Source organism: Pseudarthrobacter raffinosi, from assembly GCF_023913835.1.
Lineage (GTDB): Bacteria > Actinomycetota > Actinomycetes > Actinomycetales > Micrococcaceae > Arthrobacter > Arthrobacter raffinosi.
In genome coordinates this window covers 117,083-131,819 of sequence record NZ_JAMXBG010000003.1, presented here as the reverse complement: position 1 = coordinate 131,819, position 14,737 = coordinate 117,083, and the positions used below count along the sequence as shown (strand labels likewise).

Below are 14,737 nucleotides of genomic sequence, written 5' to 3'. Positions count from 1 at the left end.
GCCGGCTAGGCCCGGACGGCTGTTGCGGACTTGTCCATGGACAGACCCACGCCCAGCAGCAGGACTGCGCTGGCCAAGTGGAGGACGTTGTCGGCGCCGTTGAGCGCGATGATGTTCAGTGGCGAGGTCAGCAGGAACAGCCCAAGCACACCGACCAGGAGATAGACGGCACCCACGCCGGTGTTGACCGTACGGGCCATGGCCGTGCTTTTCAGGCCCGCGTACAGAAGTGCGCCGCCGATCGCGAGGTGGATGACATTGTGCAGCGGATTCACTTCAAAAATGATGAGGTTGGCGCCCTCCGTGGCGAAGAAGCCGATGCCGGACGTCACCACGAAACCCAGGAGGCCGACAAGAAGATAAACGGCACCGAAGACGGTGGCGACAAGGCGGTTCGGAGAAGTGTGCATGGCCCGAATCCTTCCGGTAAGGCGGGGACGTTCTGTCCCGGCCAGACTGCGGGATCCCGGATGGGATCCTCGTAGAAGCAATTCGGACCATGTCCCCGTGCGGATGGGGTGCGGGCTTGCGTTGTGTGGCGCTAGGCCTGGGGCTTGAGCTTGATGTTGATCATTTTCAGCTCGTCGGTGCCTTCGAAGCGGTAGATGAGGTCGATCTTCTTGTCGCCGTCGCAGGTGATGAGGCCGGCGATGTCGGCCGCCTTGGTGCCGTTCTCGGTGCTGGCCTTGACTTCGTTATAGGCAGTCTTGCAGGTGCTGTCCATCTCCAGGGTCTTGATACCGGCGATGAAGTCCTCCTTGGTCAGCTGCTCATGGAGGGCGGGGTCAAGATAGTCGTCGTAGGCCTTGGAACTGTCGCCGGCAATCACCAGTTTGCTGAAGCTGTCAGCCAGGCCCCGGGCATGGTTGGTGGCTCCGTTGACAATGTTGACCAGGATGAGGACACCGACGACCGCCAGCAGCAGGACACCGCCCACAACGCCGAGGATGGTCCACAGCTTCCCGCGGCTTTGTGCCGGGGGCTCTTGTCCGGGCAGGCCGAACGGCCCCTCGGACGAGTATTGTCCGGGTGCACCGTGCTGTGGCGGGTTGCCAGGCAGCGGTGGCGCGCCATGCTCCCCGGGGTTGCCGGGCTGCCCCGTTGGTTGCGCGGGCCAGGCCGCCGGCTGGACCGGCTGGTACGGTCCCTGAGGATTGCTCACGATGGAGCCTTTCCGGCAACGCACTGGCACTGCCTTATTGTTGGGACCCGCTGAACGGCACCCATGGATTCACCTTGGAACAGCCTATAACCCAGCCCGCCGGGGCTGGGTATCGGGGCGGTAATAAGGGCTGCTGGCCCTAAGCGTCTCCGGATCCCCGCTCGAGCAGCGGCTGGATGCGGAACGGGATGAGTTCGCTCATGGCCAGTGCGGTGTCCGTCCTGTCCACTCCATCGCACGCCAGGATTTTCCCGTTGATCCGGAAGAGGTCCTCGGCGTCCAGGGCCACTACCCGGAGCAGGAGGTCAGCAGAGCCAGTGAGGCCGTAGCCTTCCAGGATTTCCGGAATGCCGGCGAGGTCATGGGCCAGCTGTCCCAGTTTCTGCTGCTGGACGTGGACGGAAATGAACGCCATGAGCGGATAGCCCAGGGATGCCGGGTTGATACGCCGTTCGAACGACAGGAAGACGTGTTTTTTCTCCAGCTGGGCCATGCGCGCCTGCACGGTGTTCCGGGACAGCCCCAGCTTCTGGGCCAACGCCACCACGGTCCGCCGGGGGTCGCGGGCAAGGGCCGAGAGCAGCCGTGTGTCTGTGCCATCCAAAGCTTGCATAATGCGCAACGTTAGCACGGTGAGAGCAGTGCAAACAGGGCATAATGCCCAGTATCCGCCGCGGTGGTTGTACCCATTGAGCATTGTGAGTAGGGTCACAATTATCCGGGGCAACGGCGCCCGGGCGGCCGGCGGCGGGCGGGACCACAAGTCCCCAGGCTCCGGTCAAACGACGTGAGAAGGTTGCGTGCCATCGTGTCTACAGACAGGAACCTGATCCAGCTGGTTACCCCGGCAGGGGAGCGGATCAGCCACCCGGAGTTCGATCCCTGGGTGAAGGACATCGGGGATGAGCAGTTGTGTTCCCTCTACGAGGACCTGACGGTCATCCGGCGGATCGATGTTGAGGCCACCGCCCTCCAGCGTCAGGGCGAGCTCGGACTTTGGCCCCCGTTGCTGGGGCAGGAGGCGGCGCAAGTCGGTTCCGGCAGGGCCCTGCGCGAGGACGACTTTGTCTTCTCCAGCTACCGGGAAAACGGTGTGGCGTACTGCCGCGGCGTGGACCTGACGGACATTACGCGGGTGTGGCGTGGCACGGCCTCCTCCGGGTGGGACCCGTACTCCGTGAATATGGCCACCCCGCAGATCATTATCGGCGCGCAGACCCTGCATGCCACCGGTTACGCCATGGGCATCCAGAACGACGGCGCGGACTCGGTGGCGGTGACATACTTCGGCGACGGTGCCACCAGCGAAGGCGACGTCAACGAGGCCATGGTCTTTGCCGCCAGCTTCCAGGCACCCGTGGTCTTCTTCTGCTCGAACAACCACTGGGCAATTTCGGAGCCCGTGCGGTTGCAGTCCCACATTCAGATCGCGGACCGGGCCGCCGGATTCGGCATTCCGAGCCTCCGGGTGGACGGCAATGATGTGCTGGCCGTGATGGCAGCCACGCGCGTGGCATTGGACCGTGCCCGGCACGGTGGCGGACCCACCTTCATCGAAGCGGTCACCTACCGCATGGGACCGCACACCACCGCCGACGATCCCACCCGCTACCGTGACGCCAATGAACTGGAGGACTGGGCTGCGAAGGACCCCATCCTGCGGGTCAAGGCCCTGCTGGAACGCAAAGGACTCCTCACGGATGAGGTCCAACAGCACGTTCACAACAAGGCAGAGTCAGTCGCCCGCGAACTCCGTTCAGGCTGCATCGGCATGCCGGATCCGGAGCCGATGGACATCTTCAAGCACGTGTACAGCGAGCCCAACTCGTGGCTGGACCGGCAGCAGGACCACTACGCCCGTTACCTGGCTTCCTTCGGCGATCCCGCGGGAGCCACCTCAGAAGAAGGTGCACGCTGATGACCCAGATGACCTTTGCCCGCGCCATCAATTCCGGCCTGCGCAAATCCCTTGAAAACGATCCAAAAGTCATCCTCATGGGCGAGGACATCGGTACCCTCGGCGGTGTTTTCCGGGTGACCGACGGCCTCCAGAAGGATTTCGGCACCCACCGTGTGGTGGACACCCCGCTGGCCGAGTCGGCCATCATGGGCACCGCCGTCGGCCTCGCCTACCGCGGTTACCGCCCGGTGGTGGAGATCCAGTTCGACGGCTTTATCTACCCTGCCTTCGACCAGATCGTGAGCCAGGTGGCAAAGCTGCACTACCGCACCCAGGGGGCCGTGAAGATGCCCATCACCATCCGCGTCCCGTTCGGAGGCGGCATCGGCTCACCCGAGCACCACTCCGAGTCGCCCGAGGCGTACTTCACTCATACGTCGGGGCTCCGCGTGGTCAGCGTCTCCAACCCGCAGGATGCCCACACCGTGATCCAGCAGGCCATCCTGTCCGATGACCCGGTGCTGTACTTCGAACCCAAGCGCCGCTACCACGACAAGGGTGAAGTGGATGAGGGCATCGATCCGCGCACCGCGCTGCCCATGGACTCCGCCCGCGTTGTCACCGAGGGCACGGATGTGACGCTCGTGGCCTACGGGCCGTTGGTGAAGACGGCCAAGGACGCAGCAACCGCGGCCGCCGACGAAGGCATCTCCATCGAGGTCATTGACCTGCGCTCGCTGGCACCCGTGGACTACGCCACCGTTGAAGCATCCGTCCGGAAAACAGGCAGGCTGGTGGTCACCCATGAAGCCGGCCAGTCCGGTGGCCTGGGCGCCGAAGTTGCGGCCAGCATTACCGAGCGGTGCTTCTATCACCTCGAAACCGCCCCCGTCCGTATCACCGGGTTCGATATTCCCTACCCGTACTCCAAGCTCGAAATGCACCATCTGCCCGGCCTGGACCGGATCCTCGACGGCGTGGACCGCGCCCTCGGACGCCCGAACTCCCTCAGCGGGTTGGAAGGATGAGCGCCACCATGATCAAGGAATTCAGGCTCCCGGACCTCGGCGAAGGCCTCACGGAATCAGAAATCCTCAGCTGGAAGGTGGCAGTGGGGGACACGGTGACGCTGAACCAGGTCATCGCCGAGGTGGAAACCGCAAAGGCCGTAGTGGAGCTGCCGTCACCTTTCGCGGGCGTGATCACTGCGCTCCATGAAGAGCCGGGAACAATCGTGGAGGTGGGCAAGCCGATCGTCTCCTTCGAAGTAGCGGACGACGGCGGCGCCTCACCTTCAGGGGCTGCGCCCGCCGGGGCGGCCACTGCTGCAGCGGGGACCGCGAAACGCGAGCCGAACCTGGTTGGGTACGGCGCCGTTGTCGAAAGCTCAGGCCGTCCCGCCCGCCGGGCCCGCACCTTCACAACCCCGGCGGTTGAGCCTGTTCGCGGCCCGGTGGTTGAGCCTGTCGAAACCGAGCTCGTCGAAACCGAGCCTGTCAGACCCGAAAACCCTGTGCTTGAGCCTGTCGAAACCGACACCGCGGAGCGTCCACGTTCCACGCCGCCGGTCCGGAAACTGGCCAAGGACCTCGGCGTCGAGCTGGCCGCGGTCGCGGGCACCGGAGCCGGCGGCCTGATCACGCGGGAGGATGTCCAGAATTTTGTTGGCGGCGGCGAATTGTCGGCACCGGTACGCCATCTTTCCGCCGTATCCGATTCGGTTTTCCCCGCGGGACTGGCGCCACAGGGTGGGCGGGAAGTCAGGACCCCTATCAAGGGTGTCCGCAAGTTCACGGCCGCCGCGATGGTGGCAAGTGCGTTCACGGCTCCCCACGCGACGGAATTCCTCACGGTGGATGTCACGCCCACCATGGACCTGCTGGCCAAGCTGAAGACGAGCCGGGCCTTTTCCGGCTACAAGCTCACGCCGCTGACGCTGGTGGCGAAGGCTGTGCTGATCGCGCTGCGGCGGAACCCGTCGCTGAACTCGCGGTGGGAGGAAGTCAGCCAGGAGATCGTGCAGTTCAACTACGTGAACCTGGGCATCGCCGCCGCAACTCCGCGCGGGCTCACCGTGCCGAACATCAAGGACGCGGATACCCTGTCGCTGCTGGAACTCTCCGCAGCCCTGACCGGGCTGACCGAGACGGCACGGGCCGGCAAGACCGCGCCGGCAGACCTGTCCGGCGGTACGATCTCCATCACGAATATCGGGGTCTTCGGCATCGACGCGGGCACTCCCATCCTGAACCCCGGCGAGGCTGCCATCCTGGCCATGGGGGCCGTGCGGAAAATGCCGTGGGAATTCCAGGATGAGGTGGCCCTGCGCCAGGTCATGACGCTGAGCCTGTCCTTTGACCATCGCCTGGTGGACGGGGAGCAGGGTTCGAGGTTCCTCGCCGACGTTGGCGCCATCCTGGCCGAACCCGGCATGGTGCTCACGATGGTCTAACTCACGAGTTTTTTGTCCAGATAATCCGGGTTTGGGGCGTTTGAACCGCTTTATCTGGGCAAAAACTCCCGGGTCTGGGCCTGCGCAACGTCCTGCGTCATGTCGTGATTCGTAAGTGCGGTCTTGGCCCGCATTAGCGGTGCTGCCCAGCACCGCTAATGCGGGCCAAGGCCGCTCCTGTGGCTGGGAGCCTCTGAGGGCCCGCTCTTGAAATCGTGTCCCGGTCAGGAGGCCGGGGGAACGTTCACCGTGAGTGCCGCCAGCGCCATGCTTTCGAGCAGCGGCCGGGCCGTTTTGGGCGCGATTTTCCGTCCGTGGTTCCGCACCGAGTGCGGCGTGGAGTTGATCAGGCCGAACGTAGCGTGGGCCCGCATCCGCAGTTCGACGGCGTCGGTGCCCGGATGCAGCAGCGCCAGGACCTCCACCCAAATCTCCACGTAGTTCCGCTGCAGTGTCCGGACCTCGGACTGGTCCTTCTGACTGAGGTTGCTGAAATCCCGGTCCTGCACCCGGATCACGTCGGGCTTGCCAAGGGCAAACTCCACTTGGAACCCCACCAGCCGGCGGAGCGCTGCGAGAGGGTCCGTAGTCTCGGCAATGACGCGCCGGCCGCCGTCGAGCAGCTCGCGGCTGACGGTAAGCAGCAGGTCTCCCAACACCGCCTGCTTGCCCTGGAAGTGGCGATAGACGGCCGGGCCGCTGACACCCGCTGCCGCGCCCAGGTCTTCCAGTGATACGCGGTTGAATCCGTGCAGGGCGAAGAGCCCCGCGGCGGCGGCAAGCAGCGCCTGGCGGCGGTTCTCCTTCGCCTGGCTGCGGGGCGTTCCGGGAGCTGCGTGGGCTGCCGCGGCCGCGGGTGTTCCCGGAGCTGCCGGCGTCGCGGAAGCGGCCTGGGCTGCCGAAACGGGTCGTGTTGCCGAGTTCGGATGCTCAGACTGGGCCGGTGCGGACGGCTTGACCGGTCGGGTGGTGGGCACGCTTTTCCTCCTAGGAACAGCAGATTCTAGCAATGTCCTGTTGTGTTGGACATCACAGTTAATAAAGACTAACCTGAATTCCAGTTATAAAGCATTAACCGAGCTCGCTTTTCCGGCTCTCGCCGGAGCCTTGGTGGCTTTCAATAGATGACGAACGGATGCAGTCGATGGAGACTCTCGCCAGCCGGCTTGATGCCGCAAGTGAAGCGTTTGCTGCAAACAACGCTGCCCAGCTCGCGCTGGCCGCCGAGCTCCGGACCAGGCTGGCTGAGGCCGCGTTGGGCGGGCCGGAGAAGTCGCGGGAGCGCCATGTGGGGCGCGGGAAGCTGCTGCCCCGGGAGCGCATTGACCGGCTGCTGGATGATGGCAGCCCGTTCCTGGAGATCGCGCCGCTGGCAGCCAACGGCATGTACAACAACGACTCGCCGGGAGCCGGGGTTATTGCCGGCATCGGCCTGGTCCACGGCCGCCAGATGCTCGTGATCTCCAACGACGCCACCGTCAAGGGCGGCACCTACTACCCGATGACCGTGAAGAAGCACCTCCGCGCCCAGGAGATAGCGCTGGAGAACCGGCTGCCGTGCATCTATCTGGTGGATTCGGGCGGGGCGTTCCTCCCGAAGCAGGACGAAGTTTTTCCCGACAAGGAGCATTTCGGCCGGATCTTCTTCAACCAGGCCAGGATGTCCGCGGCAAAGATCCCGCAGATCGCCTCCGTGATGGGCTCCTGCACCGCCGGCGGCGCTTACGTTCCGGCCATGAGCGATGAGACGGTGATCGTGCGGAACCAGGGCACTATCTTCCTGGGCGGTCCGCCGCTGGTGAAGGCTGCCATCGGGGAGATCGTCACGGCGGAGGAACTGGGCGGCGGTGACGTGCACTCGAAAATCTCCGGCGTCACCGACCACCTGGCGGAGAACGATGAGCATGCCCTGCAGATCGTCCGGGACATCGTCTCCACCCTGCCGAGGCCGGCTGCCCCTGCCTGGGATGTGGACACCGTCGTCGAGCCCCTCGCGGATCCGGCGGAGTTGTACGGCGCCCTCCCGACGGACGTCAACGCGCAATACGACGTCCACGAGGTCATTGCCCGGCTGGTGGACGGCAGCAGGTTCCACGAGTTCAAGAAGGAGTACGGCACCACCCTGGTCACGGGTTTTGCCAGGCTGCACGGGCACCCGGTGGGGATCGTGGCCAACAACGGCGTGCTCTTCAGCGAGTCCTCGCTCAAGGGCGCGCACTTCATCGAACTCTGCGACCAGCGCGGCATTCCGCTTATTTTCCTGCAGAACATTTCCGGGTTCATGGTGGGCAGGGATTCCGAGCAGGGTGGCATTGCCAAAAACGGCGCCAAGATGGTCACCGCCGTCGCCACTGCCCGGGTGCCCAAGCTGACCGTCGTCATCGGCGGGTCCTTCGGCGCCGGCAACTACTCCATGTGCGGGCGGGCGTATTCGCCGCGCTTCCTGTGGATGTGGCCGGCAAGCCGCATCTCGGTGATGGGAGGGAACCAAGCCTCCGGCGTTCTCGCAACCGTCAAGCGTGACCAGTACGAGGCCCGTGGCGAGGAATGGTCCGCCGAGGACGAGGAAGCCTTCAAGGCCCCGATCAAACAGCAATACGAGGACCAGGGCAGCCCGTACTATTCCACCGCCCGCCTCTGGGACGACGGCGTGATCGACCCCGCGGATACTCGCACCGTCCTGGGACTGGCACTCGACGTCGTCTCCCGCACCCCCCTGCCGGAGACCTCCTTCGGCCTTTTCCGGATGTGAGCCAGCCATGACCGTTTCCATGCCCGCCGTTCCTTCCGCAATCCGGCAGAAGCCGCTGTTCAGCACCGTGCTCGTCGCCAACCGCGGGGAGATCGCCTGCCGCGTCATCCGCACACTGCGTGCCTTGGGCATCCGCTCCGTAGCCGTCTACAGCGACGCCGACGCCGGGGCCCGCCACGTTCGCGAGGCTGACACCGCCGTGCGGATTGGCCCTGCCGCCGCGGGAGAAAGCTACCTGAAGATGGAGGCGATCCTCCAGGCCTGCCGCGACACCGGCGCCGAGGCAGTCCACCCCGGCTACGGCTTCCTCAGCGAGAACGTCGATTTTGCCCGCGCCCTCGAAACCGCCGGCATCACCTTCATCGGCCCCGGCGTTGAGTCCCTGAACGTCATGGGCGACAAGATCCGGTCCAAGAACCACGTGGCCGGCTACGGAGTCCCCGTAGTGCCGGGCATCGCCGAACCGGGCATGACTGACGCGCAACTCATGGAGGCCGCGCCCGCCGTCGGGTTCCCGCTGCTCATCAAACCGTCAGCGGGCGGCGGCGGCAAGGGCATGCACATCGTGGAGCGCCACGAGGACCTCGAAGCCACGCTGGCCACCGCCCGCCGCGTCGCCGCGAGCGCCTTCGGCGATGACACCCTTTTCCTTGAACGGCTGGTCCGCACGCCGCGGCACATCGAGGTCCAGGTCCTGGCGGACAACCACGGCAACGTGATCCATCTGGGGGAGCGGGAGTGCTCGCTGCAGCGCCGCCACCAAAAGGTGATTGAGGAAGCGCCGTCGCCGCTGCTGGAGTCGTTGCACGACGGCGGGGCCACCCGGGCCCGGATCGGCGAGGCCGCCTGCCAGGCGGCCCGCAGCGTCCACTACAGCGGCGCGGGAACTGTGGAGTTCCTGGTCTCCGACGAGGCCCCTGACGAGTTCTTCTTTATGGAGATGAATACCCGTCTCCAGGTGGAGCACCCGGTGACCGAAATGGTCACCGGCGTGGACCTGGTCGAATGGCAGGTCCGCATCGCTGCCGGTGAGGAACTCACCTTCCGCCAGGCCGACGTCGAACTCAACGGGCACGCCGCCGAAGCCCGCGTCTACGCGGAAATCCCGGAGCGGAACTTCATGCCGTCCACCGGGACCGTGCTCCTGCTGGACGAAATGCCCGATCACGGAGCCGGCATGATCCGGGTGGATTCAGCCCTGCTCGAGGGGCTCGAGATCTCCTCCAGCTACGATCCCATGATCTCCAAAGTCATCGCGTGGGGCCCGGACCGCACCGTTGCCCTGGATACCCTGGACGCGGCACTCGCCGGCTACACAGCCCTTGGCATCGATACGAATGTTGAGTACCTGAGGCTGCTGATCAACGACGACGATGTCCGCGCCGGGCATCTCGACACCGGCCTGATCGAGCGCAAGATGCCCGACTTCGCCTTCCGGCGGATTGACGACGCCGAACTGGTCGCGGCCGCCTTGTACGCCGTTGTGAGCGGGGACCAGGACATCACGGGGACGCCCCCCGGTCCCTGGCAGGCCAGCAACGGCTGGCGGATCGGCGCGCCGGCGCCCCTGCGGATCAGCCTGGGAACGCCCGACGGCGGCATCGCAACAGTGAGAGTCACAGGCCGCGTGGCCGCCGGCCCGGTCCAGGTCTGTGTCGGTGACGGGCCATGGCGGACGGCCTCGCTGCGGTTGCCGGGCCGCGGGAGCCTGGTCCTTACCCTGGACGGCGAAACCACGGACTACTCGCTGGCGCCGGCGGACGCGGGCCCTGTCAACCTCACCCCGGACAACCTGCCCTCAGGAGTTCCCGCGGAACTGTTCCTCGGCAACGGAGGCTGGTCCTGCCGGCTGGAGCCGCTGACGCGGGAGTCTCGGCTTGTCCGGGTTCTCGCCGCCGTCGAGCGCGAGGAAGGCACCGCGGACCCGGAGGTGCGCTCGCCCATGCCCGGCACGGTGGTATCCGTTGCGGTCAGCAACGGCGACACCGTGGAAGCCGGCCAGGTCCTTCTCTCCGTGGAAGCCATGAAGATGGAACACCAGCTCGTGGCAGAGGTGGCCGGCACGGTCCACATCAGCATCAAGGCCGGTCAGCCGGTCAAAGCAGACCAGGTGCTGGCCACCATCCACCCTTCAACCACCGATTCAGACGCAGATTCACTTCAGGATTCCAACAAGGATTCCAACAAGGACTCCAACAACACAGGCAAGGGAGCCTAGCCATGGCAGATTTTGAGCTCAGCGAGGAATACCAGGACCTCAGCGACACCGTCCGGGATTTCGCGGACAACGTGGTGGCGCCGGTCTCGGCCAAGCACGATGAGGAGCACAGCTTCCCGTACGAGGTGGTGTCCCAGATGGCGGACATGGGCCTGTTCGGGCTGCCGTTCCCGGAAGCGCACGGTGGGATGGGCGGGGACTACTTCGCTTTGGCACTCGCCCTCGAACAGCTTGGCCGGGTGGACCAGTCCGTGGCCATCACGCTGGAAGCAGGCGTCTCCCTCGGCGCAATGCCGGTGTACCGGTTCGGTACCGAGGCCCAGAAAGAGGAGTGGCTCCCGCTGCTGGCCTCGGGCAAGGCACTCGCCGGCTTCGGACTCACGGAGCCGGAAGCAGGCTCTGACGCCGGCGGGACCAAAACCCACGCCCATCGTGAGAACGGCGACTGGGTGATCAACGGCAACAAGGAATTCATCACCAACTCCGGGACCGACATCACGCGCCTGGTCACGGTCACCGCGGTGACGGGTCAGAAGGAACGCAAGGATGGCAGCCTCAAGAAGCAGATTTCCACCATCCTGGTGCCCACCAATACTGCGGGTTTCAGGGCGGAGAAGGCCTACAACAAAGTGGGCTGGAACGCCTCGGACACGCACCCGCTGACGCTCAAGGACGTCCGGGTGCCGGAAGCGAACCTGCTCGGTGCGGAGGGGCGGGGTTACGCGAATTTCCTTTCCATCCTGGACGAGGGCCGGATCGCCATCGCGGCTTTGGCGACGGGGGCGGCGCAGGGCTGTGTTGACCTGTCGGTGAAGTACGCCAAGGAACGCAGCGCGTTTGGTCATCACATCGGCAAGTACCAGGCCATCTCGTTCAAGATCGCCCGCATGCAGGCCCGGGCCCATACGGCCCGCCTGGCGTACTACGACGCCGCGTCGAGGATGCTGGCGGGGAAGCCGTTCAAGACGCAGGCGGCCATCGCTAAGATGGTCGCAGGCGAGGCGGCCATGGACAACGCGCGGGATGCCACCCAGGTATTCGGCGGCTATGGCTTCATCAACGAATTCACCGTGGCACGGCACTACCGCGACTCCAAGATCCTTGAAGTCGGTGAGGGCACCACGGAAGTCCAGCTGATGCTCATCGCCCGCGAACTCGGACTGTAACAAGCCCGCTGGTCGGGAATGCCACGCGGTGGTCGAGCCTGTCGAGACCCTTGAAAGGACCAACGATGATCAACAAGGTTGTTGCCAGCGCCGAGGAAGCCATTGCGGACATTCCCGACGGCGCGTCGCTCGCGGTGGGAGGGTTCGGCCTCTGCGGAATCCCGGTGGCCTTGATCGATGCCCTGCACCGGCACGGCACGAAGGACCTCGAAACCGTCAGCAACAACTGCGGCGTGGACGACTGGGGGCTGGGCGTCCTGCTCCGTGACGGCAGGATTCGGCGGACTGTCAGTTCCTACGTCGGCGAGAACAAGGAGTTCGCGCGCCAGTACCTGTCCGGTGAGCTTGAGGTGGTCCTCACCCCGCAGGGGACGCTGGCGGAAAAGCTCCGGGCCGGCGGCGCCGGGATCCCCGCTTTCTACACCAAGGCCGGGGTCGGCACCCAGGTGTCCGACGGCGGCCTGCCGCAGAAGTACGACGCCGACGGAGGCATCGCGATTGCCTCCGCCGCCAAGGAAGTCCGGACGTTCAACGGTGTGGACTACGTCCTGGAGGAATCCCTGACGCCCGACTTCGGGCTGGTCCACGCCTGGAAGGGTGACCGCCACGGCAACCTGGTTTTCCACGCCACCGCCATGAACTTCAACCCGCTCTGCGCCATGGCGGGAAAAATCACCATCGCCGAGGTGGAGGAGCTGGTGGAACCGGGGGAGCTGGACCCCGAACACGTCCACACTCCCGGCATCTTTGTCCAGCGGGTGGTGGTTGTGCCCGCCGGTGAGAAGCGGATCGAGAAGCGGACCGTCTCCCTTGCCCAGGCTGCCGGAACCGAAAGCGCCACCGAACAGGCAGGAGCGTAGCCATGGAGTCCAACAGCACGCAGGGAGCACCTCCCCGCCCCGAAGCCGTACGGCCCGAATACCGGCGTGCCACCGTCGGCCATCCGGAAGGCACCAATCCGGAGGGCAAAGGGTGGACGCGCAACGAACTGGCCGCCCGGGTGGCCCGGGAGCTCAGCAACGGACAGTACGTCAACCTCGGCATCGGCATGCCCACGCTCATTCCCAACTACATCCCGGCAGGCGTCGAGGTGGTGCTCCACTCGGAGAACGGGATCCTGGGCGTGGGACCATACCCCAGCGAGGACGCGGTGGATCCGGACCTCATCAACGCCGGCAAGGAAACCGTCACGGTCAACAAGGGGGCCGCGTTCTTCGACTCCGCCTCGTCGTTCGGCATGATCCGCGGCGGGCACGTTGACGTGGCCGTGCTCGGCGCCATGGAAGTGGCGCAGAACGGCGACCTGGCCAACTGGATGATCCCGGGCAAGATGGTCAAAGGCATGGGCGGGGCCATGGACCTGGTCTTCGGCGCCAAGAAGGTGATCGTGATGATGGAACACGTGGACCGCAACGGCAACCCCAAAATCGTGGAGCACTGCTCTCTGCCGCTGACCGGCAAGGCCTGCGTGGACCGGATCATCACCGACCTCGCCGTGATCGACGTCGTCACCGAAGGCGGGCGGTCCCGGTTGGTTCTCCGCGAACTGGCCCCCAACGTCTCCGTGGAGGACGTGGCCGCGGCCACCGGCGCCGAGCTGTTCGAAGAGGACCAGGAGCTCACCGTATGAGCGGGGCTTCGGCGGGCTCAACCCCCGACGGTCCGGGCGCAACCACCGCCGCCCCCCGCGTCATCGAGCAGCGCGGCCTGTACTTTGATGAGCTCGAAGAAGGCGTTGTCTACGCGCACCGGCCCGGCCGCACCGTGACCGAGGCGGACAACGTCCTGTTCACCACGCTCACCATGAACACCCAGGCCCTGCACCTGGATGCCGCCTGGAGCGCAGGGCAGCCGTTCGGCCAGCGGCTGGTCAACTCCATGTTCACGTTGTCCACCCTGGTGGGGCAGTCCGTCTCCCAGCTCACCCAGGGCACCATCATCGCCCAGCTGGGCCTGACCGACGTCTCTTTCCCGCACCCGCTGTACCACGGGGACACGCTCTACACGGAGACGGTGATCACCGGCAAACGGCTCTCGGGATCGCGACCCGGCCAGGGGATTGTGACCATGCAGCACACCGGGCGGAACCAGGACGGCACCGTGGTGGCGCTGGCCACTCGGAGCTGCCTGATGTGGAACCGGGACGCCCATGTGGCGCAGTCTTCTGGACAATACGTGCAGCCTGCGGGAGCTGAAAAGGGGAGCGTGCCGGGCCCCAAAAGAGGACAATGACCGTATGACATTTGTGATGGGTCCCGCCCTACTCTTCTGCCCTGCCGACCGCCCGGAGCGCTTCCCCAAGGCCGCCCAACGCGCCGACGCTGTCATCGTGGACCTCGAGGACGCCGTGGCACCCGCGGACAAACAGCGGGCGCGCGGCGCCATCCTGGCCCAGCTGGGCGCTGCCGGGGAGGGGCCCGAACTTGACCCCAGCCGCACCATCATCAGGATCAACCCGGCGGGCACCGACGAGTTCGAGAAGGACCTGCACTGCCTGGCCCACACCCCGTACCGCACGGTGATGCTGGCCAAGGCTGAGAGTGCGGCCCAGCTCGAAGCCCTGGCGGACTACCACGTCATCGCCCTGTGCGAGACCGCAGTCGGGGTCCTGAACGCGCCCGCCATCGCGGCGGCCCCCAACGTGGTGGCACTGATGTGGGGCGCCGAGGACCTCCTGGCTTCCCTTAGCGGTACGTCCAGCAGAGCGGACGACGGCGGCTACCGCGCCGTGGCGCTGCATGCCCGGTCCGCGGTGCTGCTCGCCGCCCGGGCTTTCGGGAAAGAAGCCGTGGACGCCGTGTACGTCAACATCCCGGACCTTGACGGGCTGGCTCTGGAGGCCGCTGATGCCGCAGCGTCAGGATTCGGCTCCAAAGCCTGCATCCATCCCACGCAGGCGGCCGTTGTACGGGGCGCCTACGCCCCGTCCGAGGCCGACGTCGCCGCCGCCACAGAACTGCTGCAGGTCGCGGCTGTTGCCGGATCCGGCGTGTTCCAGCACGGCGGCAAAATGATCGACGGCCCCATCCTCAAGCACGCCGAAGCCACCATCCGCCGGGCAGGCATCCACTCCTAGGGCTGCGGGCA

14 protein-coding genes are annotated in these 14,737 nt (G+C 65.7%); 10 read left to right on the top strand and 4 right to left on the bottom strand.

The features are described from left to right. Nucleotides 1-5: 5 nt before the first annotated feature. From NG697_RS04230 to NG697_RS04220, 3 genes are all read right to left on the bottom strand, one after another. Nucleotides 6-410 carry a DUF4383 domain-containing protein gene (locus NG697_RS04230; RefSeq protein WP_252613678.1) on the bottom strand — a complete coding sequence of 135 codons (405 nt, stop codon included), beginning with the start codon at nucleotides 408-410 and terminating at the stop codon, nucleotides 6-8. Between the two features lie 131 nt (nucleotides 411-541). Next, nucleotides 542-1,162, bottom strand: coding sequence for a hypothetical protein (locus NG697_RS04225; RefSeq protein WP_252613677.1), 621 nt, complete (start codon nucleotides 1,160-1,162; stop codon nucleotides 542-544). A 139-nt stretch (nucleotides 1,163-1,301) separates the two neighbouring features. Continuing rightward, complete coding sequence (locus NG697_RS04220; RefSeq protein WP_058929526.1) at nucleotides 1,302-1,775, bottom strand: Lrp/AsnC family transcriptional regulator; 474 nt, start codon at nucleotides 1,773-1,775, stop codon at nucleotides 1,302-1,304. A 195-nt stretch (nucleotides 1,776-1,970) separates the two neighbouring features. Here NG697_RS04220 and pdhA point away from each other — a divergent pair, with 195 nt between their 5' ends. Genes pdhA through NG697_RS04205 form a run of 3 tightly spaced genes read left to right on the top strand, consistent with a single transcriptional unit; the run spans nucleotide 1,971 to nucleotide 5,514 of the window. Beyond that, on the top strand, nucleotides 1,971-3,080 hold the full coding sequence (gene pdhA, locus NG697_RS04215; protein WP_252600002.1) for a pyruvate dehydrogenase (acetyl-transferring) E1 component subunit alpha: 1,110 nt from the start codon (nucleotides 1,971-1,973) through the stop codon (nucleotides 3,078-3,080). Beyond that, nucleotides 3,080-4,090, top strand: coding sequence for an alpha-ketoacid dehydrogenase subunit beta (locus NG697_RS04210; protein WP_058929524.1), 1,011 nt, complete (start codon nucleotides 3,080-3,082; stop codon nucleotides 4,088-4,090). The genes pdhA and NG697_RS04210 overlap by 1 nt, the downstream gene beginning before the upstream one ends. Further along, nucleotides 4,087-5,514: a dihydrolipoamide acetyltransferase family protein gene (locus NG697_RS04205; protein ID WP_252613676.1), complete on the top strand. Its 1,428-nt coding sequence runs from the start codon at nucleotides 4,087-4,089 to the stop codon at nucleotides 5,512-5,514. The genes NG697_RS04210 and NG697_RS04205 overlap by 4 nt, the downstream gene beginning before the upstream one ends. A gap of 224 nt (nucleotides 5,515-5,738) precedes the next feature. On the opposite strand, the gene NG697_RS04200 is transcribed toward NG697_RS04205, so the two are convergent. Beyond that, nucleotides 5,739-6,491 carry an SACE_7040 family transcriptional regulator gene (locus NG697_RS04200; protein WP_308216177.1) on the bottom strand — a complete coding sequence of 251 codons (753 nt, stop codon included), beginning with the start codon at nucleotides 6,489-6,491 and terminating at the stop codon, nucleotides 5,739-5,741. 167 nt (nucleotides 6,492-6,658) lie between these two features. Between NG697_RS04200 and NG697_RS04195 the strand changes: the two genes are divergently transcribed. The 7 genes from NG697_RS04195 (at nucleotide 6,659) to NG697_RS04165 (ending at nucleotide 14,726) form a co-directional block, all read left to right on the top strand. Further along, on the top strand, nucleotides 6,659-8,266 hold the full coding sequence (locus tag NG697_RS04195) for a carboxyl transferase domain-containing protein (RefSeq protein ID WP_252613675.1): 1,608 nt from the start codon (nucleotides 6,659-6,661) through the stop codon (nucleotides 8,264-8,266). A gap of 7 nt (nucleotides 8,267-8,273) precedes the next feature. After that, nucleotides 8,274-10,484, top strand: coding sequence for an ATP-binding protein (locus tag NG697_RS04190; RefSeq protein WP_252613674.1), 2,211 nt, complete (start codon nucleotides 8,274-8,276; stop codon nucleotides 10,482-10,484). Nucleotides 10,485-10,486: 2 nt separating this feature from the next. After that, the gene (locus NG697_RS04185; protein ID WP_252600006.1) at nucleotides 10,487-11,650 is read left to right on the top strand and encodes an acyl-CoA dehydrogenase family protein; all 1,164 of its coding nucleotides are present in this window, start codon (nucleotides 10,487-10,489) and stop codon (nucleotides 11,648-11,650) included. A 65-nt stretch (nucleotides 11,651-11,715) separates the two neighbouring features. Beyond that, nucleotides 11,716-12,510, top strand: a complete 795-nt coding sequence (locus tag NG697_RS04180; RefSeq protein WP_252613673.1) for a CoA transferase subunit A — start codon at nucleotides 11,716-11,718, stop codon at nucleotides 12,508-12,510. 2 nt (nucleotides 12,511-12,512) lie between these two features. Continuing rightward, nucleotides 12,513-13,280: a CoA transferase subunit B gene (locus NG697_RS04175; RefSeq protein ID WP_252600008.1), complete on the top strand. Its 768-nt coding sequence runs from the start codon at nucleotides 12,513-12,515 to the stop codon at nucleotides 13,278-13,280. Beyond that, nucleotides 13,277-13,882, top strand: coding sequence for a MaoC family dehydratase (locus NG697_RS04170; protein ID WP_252600009.1), 606 nt, complete (start codon nucleotides 13,277-13,279; stop codon nucleotides 13,880-13,882). The genes NG697_RS04175 and NG697_RS04170 overlap by 4 nt, the downstream gene beginning before the upstream one ends. Nucleotides 13,883-13,886: 4 nt before the next feature. Continuing rightward, the gene (locus tag NG697_RS04165) at nucleotides 13,887-14,726 is read left to right on the top strand and encodes an HpcH/HpaI aldolase/citrate lyase family protein (RefSeq protein WP_252613672.1); all 840 of its coding nucleotides are present in this window, start codon (nucleotides 13,887-13,889) and stop codon (nucleotides 14,724-14,726) included. Nucleotides 14,727-14,737 lie beyond the last annotated feature (11 nt).

What these genes read in the sequence shown, in the direction of transcription:
- NG697_RS04190 (WP_252613674.1), top strand. Translation starts at nt 8,274, where the DNA reads ATGACCGTTTCCATGCCCGCCGTTCCTTCCGCAATCCGGCAGAAGCCG.
- NG697_RS04220 (WP_058929526.1), bottom strand. Translation starts at nt 1,775, where the DNA reads ATGCAAGCTTTGGATGGCACAGACACACGGCTGCTCTCGGCCCTTGCC.
- NG697_RS04195 (WP_252613675.1), top strand. Translation starts at nt 6,659, where the DNA reads ATGGAGACTCTCGCCAGCCGGCTTGATGCCGCAAGTGAAGCGTTTGCT.
- NG697_RS04205 (WP_252613676.1), top strand. Translation starts at nt 4,087, where the DNA reads ATGAGCGCCACCATGATCAAGGAATTCAGGCTCCCGGACCTCGGCGAA.
- NG697_RS04175 (WP_252600008.1), top strand. Translation starts at nt 12,513, where the DNA reads ATGGAGTCCAACAGCACGCAGGGAGCACCTCCCCGCCCCGAAGCCGTA.
- NG697_RS04170 (WP_252600009.1), top strand. Translation starts at nt 13,277, where the DNA reads ATGAGCGGGGCTTCGGCGGGCTCAACCCCCGACGGTCCGGGCGCAACC.
- NG697_RS04210 (WP_058929524.1), top strand. Translation starts at nt 3,080, where the DNA reads ATGACCCAGATGACCTTTGCCCGCGCCATCAATTCCGGCCTGCGCAAA.
- NG697_RS04165 (WP_252613672.1), top strand. Translation starts at nt 13,887, where the DNA reads ATGACATTTGTGATGGGTCCCGCCCTACTCTTCTGCCCTGCCGACCGC.
- NG697_RS04230 (WP_252613678.1), bottom strand. Translation starts at nt 410, where the DNA reads ATGCACACTTCTCCGAACCGCCTTGTCGCCACCGTCTTCGGTGCCGTT.
- NG697_RS04185 (WP_252600006.1), top strand. Translation starts at nt 10,487, where the DNA reads ATGGCAGATTTTGAGCTCAGCGAGGAATACCAGGACCTCAGCGACACC.
- NG697_RS04180 (WP_252613673.1), top strand. Translation starts at nt 11,716, where the DNA reads ATGATCAACAAGGTTGTTGCCAGCGCCGAGGAAGCCATTGCGGACATT.